This is a genomic window from Streptomyces sp. NPDC055189 (assembly GCF_053606765.1).
Genome location: NZ_JBSGSG010000092.1, coordinates 1 through 19,695 on the forward strand (window position 1 = coordinate 1; position 19,695 = coordinate 19,695).

Genomic DNA, 19,695 nt, shown 5'->3' on the forward strand with positions numbered 1-19,695 from the left:
CGGGCTCAATCCCCCCCCCCCCTACTCGCTGGACATCCTGGGCGGCGGCCATGGGGGTTTTAAACACCTCCCCGGGCCCCCCCCCGGCGGCCGCCCCGCCGCCCCTTAGGGGGGGGCGGCCCGGCCCCGCCACCTCCCACGGAGCACACATGAGCCCGCTGCCCAGCCCGCAGGTCGTCGACCGGGTCCGGGACATCCCGATCTACCGTGCGTCCGCCGCCCGCGGAGACTTCCCCATCCTGGAGAAGCCCGAGATCGCCCGTGGATTCCCGGACAACTGGATGACGCCGGGCCTCGCGGCGGCACTGGAGTCGGGCGAGGCGGAGTTCGTCCTGTCGACCGGCACCAACCATGCCCGGATGCAGCTGATCCGGCCGCCGTACTTCCTCCTCCGCTCCTACTACCGGCTGTGGAGCGAACACCCCGACCTGCGCGCCACCTGGGAGGCGGGCGCCAAGCGCATCTCCCTGACCACCGTGCTCGCCACCGAGCACGTGGCCCGCGTCAACGCCAAGAAGCCGGGCGCCACCCCGGGCGAGCGCTGGCTCGACGACCGCACGCTCTACCTCAACAACACCCTCGACCCCGCCGACTGGGACCGCGCTGAGGTCCGCCGCATGCTCGCCGAGATCCGCGAGATCAGCGACGCGCACCCCACCGGCACCTACCACCTGGACTGCTCGGGCTACCACCTCGCTCACCTCGTACAGAAGGTGGACGCCTGGGACCTGTGGGACGAGTTCCCGCAGCCGGGCAGCATCGTGCACGCCTACGAGTACACCCCGCTGAACGTACGCGCCCTGCTGCACCGGCACTTCGAATGCCCCGTCGTCGACCTCTTCGGCAGCACCGAACTGGGCTACCTCTACTCCAGCGACCCCCGGACCGGCCGCTACCGGCCGCACCTGGAGGACATGAGCGTCGAACTCATCCCCGTCGCCCCCGGCAGCGGCATCCACTGCCTCATCGTCACCAGCCTGCGCAACCCCTTCATGCCGCTCGTGCGCTACCGCTCCGGCGACTGCGTGCGCACCTTCGACGGCTCCGCGGACCCCGAGCGCATCACGGCCTTCTGCGGCCGGGAGAAGGAATTGCTCGACGCGCCGGGCGGACCCGTCGCCCAGGCCGACCTCGACGCCCGCGTCCACGACGCGTCCGACCGCGTCTTCCTCGCCCAACTGCGCCTGACCGAAGCCTCCGACGATGCCACCCTGCGCTACTCGACCTTCGACGGCACCCCGCTCGACGCGGCGCAGGCCGAACACCTCCAGGGGCTCGTCGGTGAACTCATCGGCCGCACCTGCGCCCTGGAGCACCGCACCGACCTGCCGATCGGCCGCTCCGGCAAGTACGCCTGGCTGGCGCGTCCCTCCTGACCGGCCTCGCCGATCCGTATCCGGCGATCCGTATCCGCCGATCACCGCCGCCCCTCACGCTTGGACAGGACCCCGCCCTGTGACCATGTCAGCACTTCCCGCCCCCACCGCCGAAGATCTCCTGGGCAGCGCCCTGCACGCGGAGGCCGTCGGGTACTTCACCGCGAAGACGGAATATCCACGCGCCTACGTCGAGCACCAGGTGCGCGAGTGCCTGCGCTACCTGTACCTGGTCTCCCGCCATCCCGACCGGCTCGGCGGACTGTTTTTGCCGGTGGAGCAGGAGATCGACGAGATCTGGCACTTCCTCATCCTGCAGACCCGCGAATACCGGGAGCTGTGCGAACAGCGCCTGCCCGGCGGGCACTTCATCCACCATCGCAGCATCGCCTACACGGACTACCAGAGCGGCGACCGGGCCGACGAGCAGCGCCGGGCCGACGAGCAGCGCCGGGTCGCGGCGGAGGAAGCCTTGCGCTGGATTCCGTTCTATACCGCCGCGTTCGGCCCGTTCGACGAGGACGCGCTCCCGCACTGGACCATCGTCCGCTTCCTCCACCTGGAGATGGAGATGAGCCTGGCCGAGATCTCCGCCCTGGACCCCTCCGACGGGCCCGCCGCGTGACATCGGAGGTCCGCGCCGAGCGGGTCGCCGGCCCCGAGGTGCAACGGCGCATCCTGACCGTGCTCGTCGCCTCGCAGGCCCTGGGCGGCGCCGGAATGGCGGCGGGCATCACCGTCGGCGCGCTGCTCGCACAGGACCTGTTCGGTTCCACCGGCTTCGCCGGACTGCCCGTGGCCCTGTTCACCGCGGGAGGCGCGCTCGGCGCCCTGCTCATCGGCCGGATCTCCGAGCGGTGGGGGCGCCGCCCCGGGCTCGCCCTGGGGCACGCGGCCGCCGCTCTGGGCAGCATCGGCGTGATCGTCGCCGCCTGGTCCCGCACCGTACCCCTGCTCCTGATCGCCCTCTTCGTCTACGGCGCGGGCACGGTGACCGGACTGCTCGCCCGGTATGCCGGAACCGACCTCGCGCCGCCCGGGAAACGCGGTCGCGCCACCGGCACCGTGCTCCTGGCCACCACGTTCGGTGCGGTGGCCGGGCCCGCCCTGGTCGGCCCCACCGGAACCCTGGCCGACTCTCTCGGCCTGCCCCGCCTCACCGGCCCCTTCCTCCTTGCCGCGGTCGCCTACACGGCCGCCGCCCTCGTCGTCGCCCTCTGTCTGCGTCCCGACCCGCTCCTGCTCGCCCGGAGCCAGCACCAGGAGGCCGCCGCCCGGCCGGAGGCGGCGGAGCAGCGTGTCCACCGCGGCGGAACCGGGGTCGTCACCGGAGCGGCCGTGATGATCAGCGGGCAGCTCGTGATGATCGCCGTCATGACGATGACCCCGGTGCACCTCACCCACCACGGACACAGCACACAGCTGGCCGGGGTCGTGATCGGCCTGCACGTGGGCGCCATGTTCCTGCCCTCGCCCCTGACCGGTCTGGTGGTGGACCGGATCGGGAGCCTGCCCGTGGCCGCGGCCTCCGGCGGCGTACTGCTGGCCGCCGGGCTCCTGGCCGCCCTCGCGCCGCCCACCGGAGCCGTGGGAATCGCGCTGCTCGGCACCGCACTCGTACTGCTCGGCGCCGGCTGGAACATGGCGCTCGTCAGCGGCACCGCGATGGTCGCGCAGGCCGCACCCGCCGAGGCACGCGCCTCCACACAAGGCCTTGTCGACATGGGGATGTCGCTCGCCGGGGCCACCGGCGGCATGGTCTCCGGCCTTGTCGTGGCAGGCGGCGGCTACCCGCTGCTTGCCGTCTGCGGCGGAGTGCTCGCCCTCGCCGTGATCCCCCTGACGGCCCGGGCCGCCCGCCCCCGGCACACCGCCCCACGCCCGACCGCGAGTTGACGCACCCCTCGGCAAGGCGCCCGGCCACATGCAGGCACCACGGCCCTCAGTGATCCGTCAGGAGAACGGCATGCCCAGCGTCACCCCGACCCCGTCCCCGTCCTCTTCCTCGTCCCCGCCCGCCGTCCCGCAACTCGACGCCGTCGTGGTCGGGGCGGGCTTCTCCGGCCTGTACCAGCTCTACCGCCTGCGCGAACTGGGCCTGTCGGTGCGCGTTTTGGAGGCGTGCGACGACATCGGCGGTACGTGGCACCGCAACCGCTACCCCGGCGCGCGCTGCGACGTCGAGAGCACGTCGTACTCCTACTCCTTCTCGCCCGAACTGGACCAGGAGTGGGAGTGGAGCGAGCGGTACGCGACTCAGCCCGAGCTGCTGCGCTACCTCCACCATGTCGCGGACCGCTTCGGGTTGCGGCAGGACATCACGCTGCGCACCCGCGTGACCCGTGCGGTCTACGACGAGGACGACCACCTCTGGCAGGTCACCACCGACACCGGACAGACGCTGACCACCCGGTTCGTCGTCCTGGCCACCGGCTGCATGTCGGCCGTCAAGGAGCCGGACATCCCGGGCGTTGCCGCCTTCGGGGGCCAGGCCCTGCACACCGCCGACTGGCCGCACGAGGGTGTCGACCTGACCGGCAGGCGGGTCGCGGTGATCGGTACCGGTTGCTCCGGCGTCCAGGCCATTCCGCTCCTGGCCGAGCAGGCCGCCGCCGTCACCGTCTTCCAGCGCACCCCCGTGTACGCGCTCCCCGCCCACAACCGTGCGCTGTCCGCCGAGGAGAACGCCGAACTGAAGGCGCGCTACCCGCAGTTCCGGATCGCCCAGCGGAAGTCCAGGGGCGGCACCGTCTTCGAGCCGCCTACCCGGTCCGCCCTGGAGGCCGACGAAGCCGAGCGCACCGCCACCTACGCGGCGGCCTGGGAGACAGGCGTGCTCAGCGGTCTGCTGCGGACGTACAACGACATCCTCGTCGACGCGGCCGCCAACGAGACCGTCGCCGAGTTCGTCCGCTCCAAGATCCGCTCGATCGTCACCGACCCGGACACGGCCGAGACGCTGTCACCGCGCGGTCTGCCCTTCGGCACCAAACGTCCCTGCCTGGACACCGGTTACTACGCCACGTACAACAAGCCGCACGTCAGCGTCGTGGACCTCACCAGGGCCCCGATCGTGAGGATCACACCGAGCGGTATCAGAACCTCGGAGCAGGATCACGCGGTGGACGTGATCGTCTTCGCCACCGGCTTCGATGCCATGACCGGATCACAGGTCGCCATCGACATCGTCGGCAAGGGCGGCACCACACTCCAGGAGAAGTGGGCCGAAGGGCCTCGCAACCATCTGGGCCTCCTGTCGGCCGGTTTCCCCAACCTCTTCACCGTGATCGGCCCGCTGAGCCCGTCCGTGCTCAGCAACGCGGTGGTGGCCATCGAGCAGCACGTGGAGTGGATCACCGACTGCATCGCACACCTGCGAGAGGGCGGCCTGACCGAGATCGACGCCACCACGGACGCCGAGGAGGAGTGGTGCGCCCACGTTGCCGGCCTCGCCGATCTGACGCTCTACCCGTCCGTCGCCTCCTGGTACACCGGGGCGAACGTGCCGGGCAAACCACGGGTGTTCCTGGCCTACACCGGAGGCCTGGACCGCTACCGCGCACAGTGCGACGCCGCCGCCCTGGACGGATACCGCGGTTTCACCCTGGCCGCACGGGCGGGAGCCTGAGGGGCATGGCGGCCCTCACGACGAAAGCGAGGACCCCATGGTGTGCACGCTGAGGGACCACGGGCCGTCAGAGCGGGCGTAGATGAGGCAGGGCCCGGGCAGCGGCGCCTCACCGCGCCATGGTCCGACGTGATTGGCCAACTCGTCGAGAAATCCGCTGCCATCCGGCTCAAAGGTGTCGACGAGGAAGTAGCCGCCGTCATCGGACCGTGGGTCGCCCTCGTGGTGAAGCGTCGCGATTCCCGGTCCTCCCTCGTAGCGCAGCACATCCGATGCGGGACGCCGCGCAGGTCCGTCCAGGGGCAGCGCACTCGAAACCGGGGTCACTTCGATCAACCACGGACCGTCCGCCTGGACCCGTAGCGCCTGGACGGGCCTGTCGTCGGCATTGACCAGAGCGCGGCAGGCGAAAGGCCCGTCGGTGTAGGCCAGTTGGCTTTGGGATTGCAGGCTCCCGTCCAGGGCGTCCACGACGAAGTACCCTGCTCCCTGATGCGTGATGTCCAAAATGACCGGTCCCGCGCCAGTCGCCAGTTGCGCGACCCGGTCACCGCCGCCGTCGATCCGCTGCAGCACCGGACCCCCTGCGGTCAGGAGCCGAGGTACCTGTGTCGGAACGGTCGTGGTCTTGCTGACCCCGCTGAGCGGCACCACAGCCGCGTGCCGCGTCGCCTGATCCCGCCGGAACCACTTCATGGACAGCCCCCCCGTTGATGTCTGTGCGCAGTCTTCCACCCACAGGCCCAGGCCGGGCGGTACGGGAGCACAGTTCAGGCGGGCCCGCCGCCGATATGCGCCGCGGCACTCTCCGAGAGACGATGAAGGCATGACGGATCCACGTGTTCCTCCCACGGAGACGCCGCCCGTCGAGGGATCTATCGCCGAGGCACATCAAGAGCGACCCGACGGCGGTCTCTGGGAGCACCCGGCTGTGTGGCTGGTGCTCATCGTGTGCGGCGCCGCGTTGGTGGCCGCCTTCTTCGTTGCGCGCATCGCGGGGCTCTGAGGGCGCGCTTCAGTGCCCGGGGTGTCCCAGATCGGCCAGCACCTCGCGTGCGGCCCTGGCCCCGGAGGCGAGTGCGCCCTGCACCGATCCCGTGGCCCGGTGATCCCCGCACACATAGCGCCCCGGTGCGAAGCGCGTCGTGCGGCTGAGCGGCCACGGCGGCCGCATCGCGGGCAGCGCTCCGGGGATCGTGTACGTGGCGATCAGCGTCCATGTCCCGGTGTCCGCGCCGTACAGCTCGGCGAGACGGCGGCGTACGGCGGCCTCCGCGCCGGGCTGGTCGCCGCCGAGCACCGAGGTGGACACCAGAGCGGTGCCCGGCGGGGCGTAGGCGGGGGCGGCTTCGGTGAGGACACAGGTGTTGAGGACGGCCAGCGTGCTGTCGGTCACCAGGGTCGGTTCGTGCAGCGGGGGTGTGTCGGTGGCGTGGTAGTAGGTGGTGACAGTCCGTCCCTCGGGCACCGTCAGTCCGGGAAGCAGGTGCGCGGCCGTCTCGGCTTCGGTGGCGACGACGACCCTGGCGGCAGGCTCTTCACGTCCGTCGGCCAGCAGGACACCGTGATCGGTGAGGGTCTCGACCGGCGTCTCCAGGCGCAGAACGCCGGCCGGCAGGTCCTCGGCCAGCTGCGTGGGCACCGCGCCGATGCCGCCGGAGGGCAGGCACAGAGTGCCGCGGGCCATGCTGCGATAGATGAGGTGGAAGAAGCGCGCAGAGGTCTCCAACTCGCTCTCCAGGAACACGCCCGACAGGAACGGCCGCAGCAGGTTGTCGACGGTGTCGTCCGAAAGGCCGGAGCGCGCGAGTGCCCGGGCGGTGGTCCGGTCCTGCCCGCGGGTGATCGCCCGGGCCGGCAGGAGGGTGTCGCGTGCGGTCAGGGCCGCGAGGGCGGCCAGGTCGCAGGGGCTCAGGATCCGCCCGGGCAGCAGGTGGGCCGCCTCGCGCGGGCGCCGGGTCGGGTCGGTGAGCCGTACGGGTCCGGTGGGGGTGTGCGCCAGCAGGCCCGGGGTGAAGGGGTGCAGACGCAGTAGGCGAAGATCCAGGCGCTTCTTCACCTGAGGGTAGGAGGTGTTGAACACCTGGAAGCCCCGGTCGAGTTGGAAGCCGTCCCGGCGGTCCGTGCGCATCCGCCCGCCGACCGCGTCGGAAGCCTCCAGCAGGGTGACCTGCTGTCCGGCGCGGGACAGATCCAGCGCGCAGGCAAGCCCGGCGAGACCCGCACCGACGATGACCGTACCGGGGGTCGACTGGTCCTGAATGGCCATCAGCTGTCTCCTCGTGTCGTTCGCGGTCCGCTGCCGGCCCCGGTGACGCGGGCGATGGCGGGCCGACGGTGGGTCAGGATGCCACCGTGAAGGGCCGGTTCACCGTGTGACAGGCCGACGGACGTCATCGGTTGCCGCGGTCCGCAAAACGGCCAGGGCTTCGGCGAGGCCGGGCGGTCGCGGTAGTCCGGGCACGGCTTGGCCGGCCCATCCGGGTCCGAGCGTCAGTACGAGAGGGTGGCTGCGTGCGCCGCGCACGCCCCACTCCATCGACGCCACGTGCTGGGCGAGGGGGCGGCTCGCGGTGGTCCGGGACTGGGCCCACAGCCCGACGGCCGCGGGACCGGTCCTGCGTACGGCTTCCAGCAGCGCCTGGGTGGGCATGGCCGCGCCGAACATGCGCACGGGCAGCCCGTGTTCGGCCAGGGCCGCGGCGAGTGCCTCCAGCGGCAGCGTGTGGATCTCGCCGGGCACACAGGCGAGCAGCGTCACGTAGGCCGCCTGCCCGGCCGGAATGGCCGGGGTGCTGCGCCGCAGGGCACCCGAGACATGCCAGGACAGGAAGTGCTCGACCTCTACGTACTTCTCGCCCGAGTTCTCCCACTTGCGCCCCACGGCCTGGAGCGTCGGCATGATCACCTCCTGCCAGGCCGTGACAAGGCCGTAGTCGGCGATCGCCGCGGTGAGCAGATTGTCCACAGAAGGGGCATCGAGCCGCAGCGCGGCTCGGGCCAGCCCCTTGCACTCGCGACGCACGTCGCCGAGCTGCAGACCGATGCCGGAAGGGCGCCGGGCCGGCCCGGGCCGCTGCGGGACGGCGGCGGGTACCAGTGGCAGCTGCGCGCCGTCGCGCGCGATGCGGGCCGCTTCAGCCGGCGGCACCCCAGTCATGGTCAGCGTGCACATCTGCTCCAGGCGCGCGATGTCCACGGCGGTCCAGCGGCGGTGCCTGCCGCTGGTATGGGCATCGGGGCCCAGGCCGTAGCGCTGGTCCCAGGAACGCACGGTGGTGGGGGCGACGCCGAGAAGCCGGGCCACCGCACCGGTCGACAGCCCCGCCGCCTTGTCGTGCTCGATCGAGCTCACCGACTCAGCGTACGACGCACAACCGACGCGTGTTGCCTGCGTCGTTTGTGCGTCCAAGACTCGTGACAGGACCCAGCCCGGCGCCCCGCAGCCTGCCGAAGCACATCAGCACAGGAACTCGTCACTCTTCGTCCCGCGAAGCCGCTCCGCAGGAGGAACGACCCCATGAGCGCGACCGTGCACACCTCGGAGCGTCTGTTGCCGCCAGTCGGGAAAGCCGCGCTGGAGGAAGAGCTGGCCCGCGGGTTTCTCAACGCCGACGAGCAGACGTTCGCCGCGGTCTACCGGCGCTGGAGCCCCCTGGTGCACACCATGGCCGCCCGCTCGCTGGGCGATGCGCGGGAAGCGGAAGACGTCACCCAGCAGGTCTTCCTCGCCGCCTGGCGGGGCCGGACCGGATTCCACCCCGAGCGCGGGCCGCTGGGCGCCTGGCTCGTCGGCATCACCCGACGCAAGATCGTCGACACGCTGGCGGCACGCACCCGGCGCCTCGATCTGATCGAAGCGGCGGGCCGTGCCGTCGAGGATGTGCCGGGGGATCGCAGGCCGGAGGCGACAGAGCGGGTACTGGACCGCGTGCTGCTCTCCGACGTGCTCGCCGCACTCCCGCAGCGCCAGCAGGAGGTGCTGCGCATGACGTTCTACGACGACCTCACACAGAACCAGATCTCTGAGCGCACCGGTCTGCCCCTGGGCACCGTGAAGAGCCACGCGCGCCGCGGCCTGTTCCAGCTGCGCTGCAGGATCGAGCAGGGCTGATGACACGGGACCTGCGGCGCGACGGGCCCTTGACGGCGGACGCAGTCCGGCCGTTGCGACAGGAGACACCCGTGCACGGCGCGACGCCGGAAGCGGATCGAGGGGCCGACGAGCACCCGGACGCCCGGGCCGACCGGCACCGGCGCGACCCGCAACGACTCGACGGCTCGCTGACGTGGCGCACGCTCGGCCTTGACGCGATGGCGTCCATGCTCGTGGTGTCCCTGCGACGCCTGGGCCGTTCCGGTTTCACCGCGCACTGCCAGTGGCCCCGATCTCATCCGCTCAACGAGCGCGCGATCGCCGTCTCGCACCATCCGCTGATCATGGTGGAGTCCACCCGCCAGATCGCCGTCGCGCTGGAGCGCCGGCACCTGTCGGCCCAGGGAATCGCCCCGCTCGAACCCGTATCCGTGAGCATGGGCCTGCATCCACGGGCATGGCCGACCGAGCGCGGCAGCGCCACCGACGTCACCGTCCGGGTCAGCGTGAGCGAGCTCGCGACGCAGGCGGCCGGCAACCTCGTCGTCTACCGCGTCACCGCCGAGTACGAGCACGCGGGGAGGCCGTTCGGATCATGCACCATGCGCATGGCCCGTCCCGCCGAGCCGGGCGCGCCCTGCGCGACTGCGGCGACCCTGCCGGCCCTTCTGCATCCCCCGGCGGCCGCCGTGGGCGCCGCCGCCGACACCGACGTCATGCTGGCACGGGCACCGCAGGGACGCCTGGCCCTGATCCCGCGAGATCCCTGCCACCCCGTCCTGCTTGCCGGCCGCCCGGCCCTGCTGTCCGCGCCGGCCGTACTGGAGGCCGTACGCCAGGCGACGCTGCTGACCTGCGGCATGACGGCAGCAGCCGTGGCCGGGCTGCGGGTCGAACTGCTCGCGCCCGTGCCGCCGCGCGGGGCCTTGATCGAGGTGGTGGCGGAGCCGGAAGGGGCCCGCGTTCTCGTCACGGCATCCGGCCAGGTCGCTGCCATGGGCACGGTCGCGCTGCTCAGGACGTGAGCGGTCGCCATGGACAGGAGCCGAGAAGCAGATGCCCTCCCCGGAGGTCGGACATGAAGGACGTCATGCAGACCAGGCAGCCGGGAGCGGGACTCGCAGAGCTCATGCAGCGGGTGGCGCACGGGGACGAGGACGCCTTCTCGCCCCTGTACGACTCCGTGTCCGCTGCGGTCTTCGGCGTCGTCCGCAGTGTGCTGCACGACCGTGCGCAGGCAGAGGAAGTCACCCAGGAAGTCTTCGTGGAGGTCTGGCGTACCGCCCAGCGCTACCGCGACGACCGCGGAACGGTCGTGAACTGGGTCCTGACCGTGGCGCACCGGCGCGCGGTGGACCGGGTCCGCTCCGCTGCGGCCCGCGACGCTCGTGAGCACAGGGCGGCGCGGCTGGCCCGTACACCCGAATTCGACGAGGTCAGCGAAGCGGTCGAGGCGCGGCTTGAGTACGAGCAGGTGCGGCGTTGCCTCGTCAGGCTGACCGACGCGCAGAGACGGTGTCTGGCCCTGGCCTACTACGAAGGACTGACGTCGCGGCAGATCGCCGAGCGGCTCTCGCTGCCGTTGGGCACCGTCAAGACGCGCCTGCGGGACGGACTCATCAAGCTGCGCGACAGCCTGGAAGCGCCGCAATAGAGCGCGCAGCTCAAGCGGTGTTCGCGAAGGGCGGTTCCGCAGGTGCCGGCTCGCCTCGCAGAGGGCGATTTCGGGTGATGTGCATCCACGGGACCCGATGGACCGGAAAAGATCGTGCCGCACCCCACGTCACTGAGACGCGTGGCCGTGCGGCAACGGGAATCCCCACTGTCCCTACGGCGTGACCCGGGAGCCGACATGAAACTGAAGGACGAACTGCCCGTCGACCATCATCTCGCTGCCGTCTACCGCTACGGCGCGGCGTTCTGCGGTCTCGTACTCATCGCCTTCGGCTGCCTCGGCCTGGCCGACGCGCTGACACCCTTGAGCACGAACGGCGAGGTGGCAGGCCTGTCCACCAATGTCGCGCTGAGTGTGATCTCCCTCGCCGTGGGAGCCGCGCTCGTCGTGGGCGGCTTTGTGGGCGGCACCTTCGCCTCCGCGCTGAACATGTCCGTGGGGGTGCTCTTCCTGCTCAGCGGCTTCTACCACCTCTTCACACTCGACCGGCCGGCCAACTTTCTCGACTTCGGAATGACCAACGTGTTGTTCAGCTTCGCCGCGGGCCTGATGATCCTGACGTTCGGAATGTACGGACGTGTCTCCAGCAAGCTGCCCCACGACAACCCGTTCTGGCGTCTGCGCCACCCCGAACAGGCCGCCCGCGAGGACGACACCCGGCGCACGGCGGCACGGGCCGAACTGCCGGACCGGGAGCAAACGGCGCTCGAGAACACGGCCCGGCGCGACTGAACCGCGTTCTGGGTGCTTCCGCGGTGCACGAAGGCCCGCCGGATTGTGCCTGCCCCCTTCTCTGTGTGATCACCGTGCTCACATAGCCCCTGCACACCTTTTGCCCCGGTTCTGCCACGACGGTTATGGTCCCCGCTGCGACAAGCCGTACCTCAAGGAAATGGAGTCTCTTCCGTGGCACCCACCGGCGCGCCCGCGTCGTATGTCCTCAGCAGCAGCCAAACCGGCCAGGCACTCGCGGCCCCGGACTGGCTGGGGGACAACGTCGGCGCACTCATAGGCGTCCCGCTGCGCATCGTCCTGATCGTCGTCGGAGCGGCAATCGTGCGGGCGGTGGCCAAGAAGGCCATCACCCGCGTCGTCCAGCGCATCCTGCAGCCCTCCGACAGCGAGAACGAGCCGCGCCGCACGGGCCGCGGCCCGGCCGTCCTCCAGCGCGACCGCTCACGTGCCAACGAACGGCGCGAGCAGCGCGCCCGCACCATCGGCTCCGTCCTCGGCAGCGCCGTCACCATCGTCATCGGCCTGATGGCCCTGGCCATGGTCCTCGACCAGATCGGCATCGCACTGGGCCCTCTGCTGGCCAGCGCCGGCGTGGTGGGCCTCGCGATCGGATTCGGCGCGCAGAGCCTGGTGGCGGACTACCTGTCCGGCATGCTGATCATGATGGAGGACCAGTACGGCGTCGGTGACTCCGTCGACCTCGGCGAGGCCATCGGAGAGGTCGAGCACGTCGGCCTGCGGCTCACCCAGATCCGCGACCTCAACGGAGGTCTCTGGCACATCCGCAACGGTGAGATCCTGCGTGTCCGTAACGACAGCCAGGAATGGGCCCGCGCCGTCCTGGACATCTCCGTCGCCTATGACGCCGACCTCGACACGGTCTACGGCGTCCTGGAGAGGACCGGCAGCGAGATGCGGCAGGACCCGGAGTTCGCGGGCATCCTGCTGGAGGAGCCGTCGGTCTGGGGTGTGCAGTCCCTCGACGCCGACGGTGTCGTCGTCCGCCTCGCGGTCAAGACCATCCCGCTCAAGCAGTGGGGCGTCACCCGCGAACTGCGCCGCCGCACCAAGACGGCCCTCGACGCCGCGGGCATCGAAATCCCCTTCCCGCAGCGGACCGTGTGGATGCGCACCGACAGCGACATCAACGGCGCCGGCAACGACAACAGCAACGGCAAGTCGCCGGTGAATCGCTGACCGGCCGGTCCGGCAGAGCACACCGGAGACCGGGCCGCTCACCAGGGATCTTCGACCGGTACGCTCCTGCGATGCGTCTGATACCCGATGATCCGTTCCCCGAGATCGGCCGCCCGTATACGACCGACGTGAGCGCGGACGGCCGCTGGATCGCGGTCAGTTGCTCCGCGAGCGGCCGCGGGAGCCTGGGGCGGATCGTTGTCTACAGGGCGAGTGATCTCGCCCTGTGGGACCAGATCGTGCTGGAACCGGGCGTCGAAGGGCTCACCTTCCACCCCACCCTGCCGGTGCTCGCCGTGGGCACGGAAGACGGCGACGAGTTCGCACTCCGGGGCGGGCTGCATCTGTACGAGCCGGAGACCCGGCGCCGTACCGATGTGGCCGTCGCCGGGGTCGGCGTGCCCCATGTGCGCTGGCGGGACGCGCGTCGCCTGGAGGTGATGTTCGCTCGGCCGGTCATCGACTACGAGGACCCGGGCCGATTGACGTACACGCGCTCCGTCGTCGAGCACGACGACTGGCAAGGCGTCACCGCTGGTGTGCTCGCGGCACAAGTCTCCTGGCCGCAGGAGCCGGTCGAGGTCGACTGGAGCAGCATCGAGGAACCGGGCATCCACCAACCGCAGCACTATCTTGCCGACGTAGCCGCCGGGAAGGGCCGCGCCTGGACCCGGCGGCCCGGCGCGTCCGTCGTGGAGGTGCTGCGGGACGGCCGCACGCTGGTTTCGGCTCGCGGCGGGGCCCTGCTGGAGTGCTGGTCGCCGGACGACACCCTGCAGTGGTCCGTGCCGGAGCCTGACGACCGGTGGCTGCGGAGCGGCTGTCGGTGGTATGTCACTCCGGACGAGGAGAGCGTCTGGGCCACCCTCCTGAAGGGCGACAGCAGTTACCGGCGGACCCTGCTGCGCCGGTACGCACTCGCCGACGGCGCCCAACTCGCCGAGCTCTGTTTCGACTTCCCGGTCGCCATCGCAGCGCGCACGGACGGTGCATGGGTGGCCCGCGACTCCCGCGAGCTGTTCCCCGGCCCGCACTGGCCACCGAACGAGAGCGTCGTGCTCACACCTTCCGGGCGGCAGCTGGCCACCCTGGCCTTGGGGGAGAGCGACAGCTCCTACGAATTCCCGGTGCGACGCTCCCCCCACCTGTTCTTCCTCTACGGCACCGGTGGCGCGGACGTCAGCACGCAACTGCTGGAGAAGTGGGTCGTGCGCGCTGATCCCGACGGGATCGAGCGGTTGTTCCCGTTCGCCCGGGACGACTCCCCGGGCCCGCACCTGCGCGGCGGCCCCGCCGTGTACGTCGACGACGAGGCCGGGCCGGGGATCGTCCACACGTGCACCGCGCGCGACGTCACCCATCTTGTGCGCCGCGCCTACCCCGGCGGTGCCGTGGCCTGGGCGCACCGCTTCGACACACAGGTCACCGGGGTCGACGTCCACGAGGGTCTCGTCCACGCCGTGACCGCGGCCGGTTCCTGCGAACTGCTCACGCTGCACGCGGCGAACGGCACGGTGGTGGGGCGCACGCCGCTCACCCTCGGCGGACACACCTACACCCCGACCTGCCTGAGCGCCGGTCCGGACGGCGACCTGGTGATCGGCACGGTGGAGGGGCGGCTGATCAGGATGCGCGCACCATCGACTGCGGCCGCCGTGGTGGTCAGCCCGTGACGGGCGGGGGGAGCGGGCGGTGCGATGTGCCGGTGCGGCGAGAGCGCAACTCAAGCGCTCGCAGCACCAGTTCGGTGGCGAACCGGTCGTCCGGCGAGCCCAGCAGGTCGCCGAAGACCTTCTCCAGGTTGCGCAGCCGGTAGCGCACCGTCTGCGGGTGCAGATGGAGGGCGTCGGCCATCTGCAGGACGTTTCCGCGGGTGTCGAGCCACGCGCGCAGGGTGCTGATGAGCCGGTCGCGCTGGTTGGCCGTGAGGCCCGCCAGCGGGGCGAGTTGCTGCTTGGCAAGCGCCGAGATCAGGCCGGGATCGGCGAAGAGGGAGAGGGCCACCAGATGGTCCTCGCAGTGGAGATAGGAGGCGCCCTCCAGGACGCCCGCCTCGGCGAGGCTCAGGGCTCTTCGGGCCCAGCGTAAGGACTCCGCCGCGTCCGCCAGCGGCACGGTCAGGCCCACGGCCGCGCGGATGGTGTGCGGGGCCGCGTCCATGAAGGCGCGGCGGTGCTCGTCGACGGGTCCGGGGATCAGGGCGTGGGGGAGCGAGGAGCTCAGGTCGACCAGGACGTCCTCGGCGATCGCGCCCCGGTCCGGTCGGCCGTCCGTGCTGAACGCGATGGGAGTGACCTCTTCGGGCAGCTGCCACTTGGCGCGCTCGGCGAGTTCGACGAGGGTCGCGCGGGGGACTGACACGTCCGAAAGCAGGTGCTTGAGGAGCCGCTGGCGCTGGATGTCCTGGCCCTGCTCCATCTCGGCGCGGGCTTCCTGGTAGCCCTCGCGGGAGACCTCCATGAGGTTGTCCACGTAGGCGAGGAGGGCGTCGGCGAAGGAGAGCATCAGGCCGGCCGGCAGGTTGAGCCGCCGCAGTACCCCCTTGGCCCGGTTGAGGGCGAGCCGGGCGCCGAGCCGGAAGATCGCCTGCATGGTGTCCAGGCTGCGGCCCTCGTAGGCCTCGAAGCGGCCGAACATGCGGCACACCTTGTCGCGTTGGACGGTGGAGGCGTCCGGGGCGGCGACCTGGTCCACGAAGCTCGTCAAGTTGTGCTCGACAATAAGATGCACGGCCCGCGAATAGGGGCCGTCGAGAACTTCCGCATACTCGGGGTAGGAGCGGCGGATCTCGTCGATGACTTCCTGGATGAGTCCGGGCAGTTCGGGCCGCATGATCGCGGCGAACTCGCGGGGGAGCGCAGACACCGGATGCCCCGCATCCCCCGCCTTTACTGCAGTTGTCATGGAACTCCCCTTACTCCGCCCGTGATCGAAACCGCTGACCGGCAGTGGTGGAACGCCACCGGTCCCGGACGACCTCGGTGGTCGCCGACTGACGGCAGGTCATAATTGATCTTGGCGCTTTGGAACCTTTGGCACGGTAGACCATGGACAGCCGGTGTGCACCCTGCTCAGCACACTCATCCGGTGTGCACCCTGCCCGTCACGCTCTTTCGGACAACTCCGCTCCGCTGATGACGTGTTCAGGGCGCCCTGTGCGAGCGGGGCCCGTCAAGAGGCAGGAAGCAGAGTGCTCACAGGGGTATGAACATCTTCCGCCCGTTGTTGTTGCGATGACAAAAGAGGGTGTCCCGCTTCTCGCCGTGCTCGTGCGAGGAGAGCAGGAACAGCCCTTCGTCAAGAGGCTGGGCGCGGAGTACTCACTTGCGCACGAAGCCCCCTTCGGAATTGCTGCCCGAGGGACAAGGAAAGGCCTGGTGGTTTCGGTGCCGGGGTCTTTTCCAATTCGGCCGTTGCGCCGTTCAGTTACCCGTGCGTAAGGTCCGATTCGAAAGTCGAACAAGAAGCAGATCGGGCCTTATTGGACGGTATTGCCCGCGCCTGCTTCGGTCCTCCGGGTGCGGATGCCCCTTCGCGCCCGTGGTCCTGGCTCCCCCCGGACCACGTGAGGACCACTCCATCGGACCCCGCGGCGGCCCCCTGCCGCGGGGTCCGCCTCTGATCGGAGAAGCAGCGATGACTGGTGCCCTGAGCGGCCGGCGGACCGCACGAGTGGCCGCGGTCACCGTCGCGGCGTGCCTGCTGGGCCTGCTGCCCGGCTCGGGCTCGGCCGCGCGGGATCAGGTCGAGGCGCGGCTCACGGCCGCGTACGACTGCACACTGCCCTCGGGTACCCGGCAGGTCGAGGTCGCTTTCGCCGCGGCCTTTCCCGAGCGCGGCGCGGTCGGCAAGCCGATCAGGCCCGGGGCGGTGAGCGTGGGGGTGAGCCTGCCGAGGACCGTCGTGGCCGAGCTGCTGCCCGAGGGGACGACATCGGTCGCGGGGACGGCCGAGCTGGCCACGACGGTCGCCCAGGGGCGGGAGCGGGCGCGGGCCCAGTGGGCGGACCTGGCCTCCGCCGAGGTGCAGCTGCCCGCGCAGGACGCCGTCGAGATCGGCTTCAGCGGCGACGTGCCGTATGTGGCCGTCGGCTCCGGAGGCGATGTCACCTTCACGGCCGGGCGGTTGGACCTCGCGCTCACCCCCGCGAACACCGGCGGTCCGGACGCGCGACCCACCCCGGCCAAGCTGGCCTGCACCCCGGCCAGGGGCGCGGACACCCGGCTCGCGATCGTCCCCGTCGAAGAGCCCGCCTCAGGGACGCCCTCGTCGCCGGCCACCGGCTCCGCCGACCCGGAAAGCGCTGCCCCGCGCGACACCCCCAAGGGCATCGACGCCGGACCGCAGCCCCGCGCGGCCACCGATGCCTGCCCCGCACAGCCGCCCGCGGGCAAGCTCGACCCGAAGCGGCTGCCGCCGGTGCCGCCGGGCGCGGAGGTCAGCGAACTCGAGCCGACCTCGATGTGCGCGATACCGGCAGGCTTCGCCACTCTGCGCAAACTCAAGAGCTCGGCCCTGGTCAACGACCCCCGCGGACAACGGGTCGGGCTCATGCACCTGGCCATGCGGATGCGTGAGGTCAGGGCGCCCGACTACGTGGAGTACGACCACCTGGGTCTCATGCAACTGCCCGACACCGAGGGCACGTTCCTCACCTTCGGGTTCCAGCCGACCACTGCCAAAGTCCGCTTCGAGCCCGAGCCGGCCACCATCGTCAACATCATCCGGCCGGGCAAGCCGGCCGTGACCCGGGTCGGCTATCGCCAGCATCTGCGCCTGTATGACGTACGGGTCAACGGGGTGCCCCTCGACGTCGGACCCCGGTGCCGCACCTCGCGGCCCGTCGAGACGGAGCTGACCGGCAGCTATCCGGTCAGCGAGGGCGGGCTGCTCCAGGGCGAGCTGGACATCCCGGCGCTCAGCGGGTGCGGCGCGCACGGCGAGGATCTGGACGCGCTGCTCTCCGGCGCAGTCTCCGGCCCCGGCAACGCGCTCAAGATCCGCCAGGGGCGCGTCTGCGGCGCCGGATCGACCTGCAAGATCCCGGAGCTGCCCGACCTCTGACCGCCGAGCGGGCCGCGAGCCGCGTGCCGCATGCGCCGCGAGCAGCGGGCCGAAAGCACCAGGCCGACACCTGAACCGTGAGCAATCCCGAACTCTGAGCAAGGAGGTGCGATGGGAGTCGAAGTGGTCGTCGAGGGACTGACCAAGTCGTTCGGCAAGCAGAACATCTGGCAGAACGTGACCCTGACCCTGCCGCGCGGCGAAGTCAGCGTGATGCTCGGCCCGTCCGGCACCGGCAAGACGGTCTTCCTGAAGTCGATCGTCGGCCTGGTCCGCCCCGAGCAGGGGCACGTCCTCATCGACGGCGTGGACATGGTCAACAGCCGCGAACGGGACGTGTACGAGGCCCGCAAGCTGTTCGGCCTGATGTTCCAGGACGGCGCGCTCTTCGGCTCGCTCAGCCTCTTCGACAACGTCGCCTTCCCGCTGCGCGAGCACACCCGCAAGAAGGAGTCGGAGGTCCGCCGCATCGTCATGGAGCGGCTGGATCTGGTCGGTCTCGCCGGCGCCGAGAAGAAGCTGCCCGGCGAGATATCGGGCGGCATGCGCAAGCGCGTGGGCCTGGCCCGGGCGCTGGTGCTCGACCCGCAGATCATCCTGTGCGACGAGCCGGACTCGGGGCTCGACCCGGTGCGCACGTCCTATCTCTCGCAGCTGCTCATCGACATCAACGCGGAGATCGACGCGACGATGCTCATCGTCACCCACAATCTCGACATCGCGGCGACCGTCCCGGACAACATGGGGATGCTCTTCCGCCGCAACCTGGTGACCTTCGGACCGCGCGAAGTGCTCCTGACCAGTGACGAGCCGGTGGTCGAACAGTTCCTCACCGCCCGCCGCGCCGGCCCCATCGGCATGTCCGAGGAGAAGGACCAGGCCACCTTGGACCTGGAGGCCGCGCACGGCATCGTCGCCGGGCCGCCCACGGAGCGCACCATCGTGCCGCAACTGGCGCCCACCCCCGGACTGCCCGAGCGGCAGGCGGTGCGCCGGCGCCGGGAACGCGTCCAGGGCATGCTGCACGAGCTGCCGCCCGCCGCCCGCCGTGCCATCGAGGCGAGCCTGCGCGACGACGAGGCGCCCACGCTGGTCACGCCCCGCGCGAGACGGGGAGCGGGCGCATGAGCGCCCCGCCCGCCGCGCGTCCGCCGCTGCCGGGCCTCGGCGTGCTGCGCGAGATCGGCCACATGCTCGCGCTCGCCCTCAGCGTGCTCCGACTGATCTTCAAACGGCCCTTCCAGTGGCGCGAGTTCGTCGAGCAGTTCTGGTTCATCGCGAGCGTGACGATCCTGCCCGCGATGCTGGTGACCATCCCCTTCGGAGCGGTCATCGCCCTCCAAGTCGGCTCGCTGATCGAGCAGTTCGGCGCCCAGGCCTTCACCGGCGGCGCCAGCGTCCTGGTCATCATCCAGCAGGCCAGCCCGCTGATCGTCTCCCTGCTCATCTCGGGCGTCGCCGGGTCCGCGATCTGCGCGGACCTCGCCTCGCGCACCATCCGCGAGGAGCTGGACGCCATGCGGGTCATGGGCGTCTCGCCCGTACAGCGCCTGGTCGTCCCCCGGGTGCTCGCGGTGATGCTGGTCGGACTGCTCCTCAACGGCCTGGTCTCGGTGGTCGGCACCCTGGGCGGCTACTTCTTCAACGTCGTGATGCAGAACGGCACCCCGGGCGCGTACGTGGCCAGCTTCTCCGCGCTGGCCCAACTGCCCGACCTCTACATCAGCGAACTCAAAGCGCTGATCTTCGGATTCATCGCGGGTGTCGTCGCCGCCTACCGCGGACTCAACCCCAAGGGCGGACCCAAGGGCGTGGGCGACGTGGTGAACCAGTCCGTCGTCTTCACCTTCCTCATCCTCTTCTTCGTCAACATGGTCATGACGGGCGTCTATCTGCAGCTCGTCCCCCCGAAAGGGCTGTGACC

General features: G+C 70.7%; 18 protein-coding genes. 14 read left to right on the forward strand and 4 right to left on the reverse strand.

Features of this window, described 5'->3' with window-relative positions:
• Nucleotides 1-149 precede the first annotated feature (149 nt).
• From ACWFR3_RS39090 to ACWFR3_RS39105, 4 genes are all read left to right on the forward strand, one after another.
• Entirely contained in the window at nucleotides 150-1,376 is a 1,227-nt protein-coding gene (locus ACWFR3_RS39090) for a hypothetical protein (RefSeq protein WP_453739453.1), read from the forward strand.
• An 85-nt stretch (nucleotides 1,377-1,461) separates the two neighbouring features.
• The gene (locus ACWFR3_RS39095; protein WP_453739454.1) at nucleotides 1,462-2,001 is read left to right on the forward strand and encodes a hypothetical protein; all 540 of its coding nucleotides are present in this window, start codon (nucleotides 1,462-1,464) and stop codon (nucleotides 1,999-2,001) included.
• Entirely contained in the window at nucleotides 1,998-3,272 is a 1,275-nt protein-coding gene (locus ACWFR3_RS39100) for an MFS transporter (RefSeq protein ID WP_453739455.1), read from the forward strand. The genes ACWFR3_RS39095 and ACWFR3_RS39100 overlap by 4 nt, the downstream gene beginning before the upstream one ends.
• A gap of 70 nt (nucleotides 3,273-3,342) precedes the next feature.
• Nucleotides 3,343-5,004 (forward strand): flavin-containing monooxygenase, encoded by a 1,662-nt coding sequence (locus tag ACWFR3_RS39105; protein ID WP_453739456.1) that lies wholly within the window; start codon nucleotides 3,343-3,345, stop codon nucleotides 5,002-5,004.
• Between the two features lie 15 nt (nucleotides 5,005-5,019).
• Here ACWFR3_RS39105 and ACWFR3_RS39110 read toward each other — a convergent pair whose 3' ends face one another.
• Entirely contained in the window at nucleotides 5,020-5,700 is a 681-nt protein-coding gene (locus ACWFR3_RS39110; protein WP_453739457.1) for a hypothetical protein, read from the reverse strand.
• Between the two features lie 130 nt (nucleotides 5,701-5,830).
• On the opposite strand from ACWFR3_RS39110, the gene ACWFR3_RS39115 reads away from it, so the two are divergent.
• A complete protein-coding gene (locus ACWFR3_RS39115; protein WP_453739458.1) occupies nucleotides 5,831-6,010 on the forward strand; it encodes a DUF6480 family protein in 180 nt (59 codons plus the stop codon).
• Nucleotides 6,011-6,019: 9 nt separating this feature from the next.
• Here ACWFR3_RS39115 and ACWFR3_RS39120 read toward each other — a convergent pair whose 3' ends face one another.
• Both ACWFR3_RS39120 and ACWFR3_RS39125 read right to left on the reverse strand, forming a co-directional pair.
• Nucleotides 6,020-7,273 carry an NAD(P)/FAD-dependent oxidoreductase gene (locus tag ACWFR3_RS39120; protein ID WP_453739459.1) on the reverse strand — a complete coding sequence of 418 codons (1,254 nt, stop codon included), beginning with the start codon at nucleotides 7,271-7,273 and terminating at the stop codon, nucleotides 6,020-6,022.
• 99 nt (nucleotides 7,274-7,372) lie between these two features.
• Nucleotides 7,373-8,359 (reverse strand): MerR family transcriptional regulator, encoded by a 987-nt coding sequence (locus ACWFR3_RS39125; protein WP_453739460.1) that lies wholly within the window; start codon nucleotides 8,357-8,359, stop codon nucleotides 7,373-7,375.
• Nucleotides 8,360-8,524: 165 nt separating this feature from the next.
• On the opposite strand from ACWFR3_RS39125, the gene ACWFR3_RS39130 reads away from it, so the two are divergent.
• The 6 genes from ACWFR3_RS39130 to ACWFR3_RS39155 all read left to right on the forward strand — a co-directional run bounded on the left by ACWFR3_RS39130 (nucleotide 8,525) and on the right by ACWFR3_RS39155 (nucleotide 14,380).
• The gene (locus tag ACWFR3_RS39130; RefSeq protein ID WP_453739461.1) at nucleotides 8,525-9,118 is read left to right on the forward strand and encodes a sigma-70 family RNA polymerase sigma factor; all 594 of its coding nucleotides are present in this window, start codon (nucleotides 8,525-8,527) and stop codon (nucleotides 9,116-9,118) included.
• Between the two features lie 71 nt (nucleotides 9,119-9,189).
• On the forward strand, nucleotides 9,190-10,125 hold the full coding sequence (locus tag ACWFR3_RS39135) for a hypothetical protein (RefSeq protein ID WP_453739462.1): 936 nt from the start codon (nucleotides 9,190-9,192) through the stop codon (nucleotides 10,123-10,125).
• A 65-nt stretch (nucleotides 10,126-10,190) separates the two neighbouring features.
• Complete coding sequence (gene sigK / locus ACWFR3_RS39140; protein ID WP_453739463.1) at nucleotides 10,191-10,754, forward strand: ECF RNA polymerase sigma factor SigK; 564 nt, start codon at nucleotides 10,191-10,193, stop codon at nucleotides 10,752-10,754.
• Between the two features lie 198 nt (nucleotides 10,755-10,952).
• Nucleotides 10,953-11,507: a DUF4383 domain-containing protein gene (locus ACWFR3_RS39145; protein WP_453739464.1), complete on the forward strand. Its 555-nt coding sequence runs from the start codon at nucleotides 10,953-10,955 to the stop codon at nucleotides 11,505-11,507.
• A 174-nt stretch (nucleotides 11,508-11,681) separates the two neighbouring features.
• Nucleotides 11,682-12,707 carry a mechanosensitive ion channel family protein gene (locus ACWFR3_RS39150; protein WP_453739465.1) on the forward strand — a complete coding sequence of 342 codons (1,026 nt, stop codon included), beginning with the start codon at nucleotides 11,682-11,684 and terminating at the stop codon, nucleotides 12,705-12,707.
• 71 nt (nucleotides 12,708-12,778) lie between these two features.
• On the forward strand, nucleotides 12,779-14,380 hold the full coding sequence (locus ACWFR3_RS39155; protein WP_453739466.1) for a hypothetical protein: 1,602 nt from the start codon (nucleotides 12,779-12,781) through the stop codon (nucleotides 14,378-14,380).
• Here the strand turns inward: ACWFR3_RS39155 and ACWFR3_RS39160 are convergent.
• The gene (locus ACWFR3_RS39160) at nucleotides 14,370-15,611 is read right to left on the reverse strand and encodes a PucR family transcriptional regulator (RefSeq protein ID WP_453739467.1); all 1,242 of its coding nucleotides are present in this window, start codon (nucleotides 15,609-15,611) and stop codon (nucleotides 14,370-14,372) included. The genes ACWFR3_RS39155 and ACWFR3_RS39160 overlap by 11 nt on opposite strands.
• Before the next feature lie 732 nt (nucleotides 15,612-16,343).
• Between ACWFR3_RS39160 and ACWFR3_RS39165 the strand changes: the two genes are divergently transcribed.
• From ACWFR3_RS39165 to ACWFR3_RS39175, 3 genes are all read left to right on the forward strand, one after another.
• A complete protein-coding gene (locus tag ACWFR3_RS39165) occupies nucleotides 16,344-17,771 on the forward strand; it encodes a DUF6801 domain-containing protein (protein ID WP_453739468.1) in 1,428 nt (475 codons plus the stop codon).
• 111 nt (nucleotides 17,772-17,882) lie between these two features.
• Nucleotides 17,883-18,899: an ABC transporter ATP-binding protein gene (locus ACWFR3_RS39170; protein ID WP_453739469.1), complete on the forward strand. Its 1,017-nt coding sequence runs from the start codon at nucleotides 17,883-17,885 to the stop codon at nucleotides 18,897-18,899.
• The gene (locus ACWFR3_RS39175; protein ID WP_453739470.1) at nucleotides 18,896-19,693 is read left to right on the forward strand and encodes an MlaE family ABC transporter permease; all 798 of its coding nucleotides are present in this window, start codon (nucleotides 18,896-18,898) and stop codon (nucleotides 19,691-19,693) included. Before ACWFR3_RS39170 ends, ACWFR3_RS39175 begins: the two co-directional genes overlap by 4 nt.
• The last annotated feature ends 2 nt before the right edge of the window (nucleotides 19,694-19,695 follow it).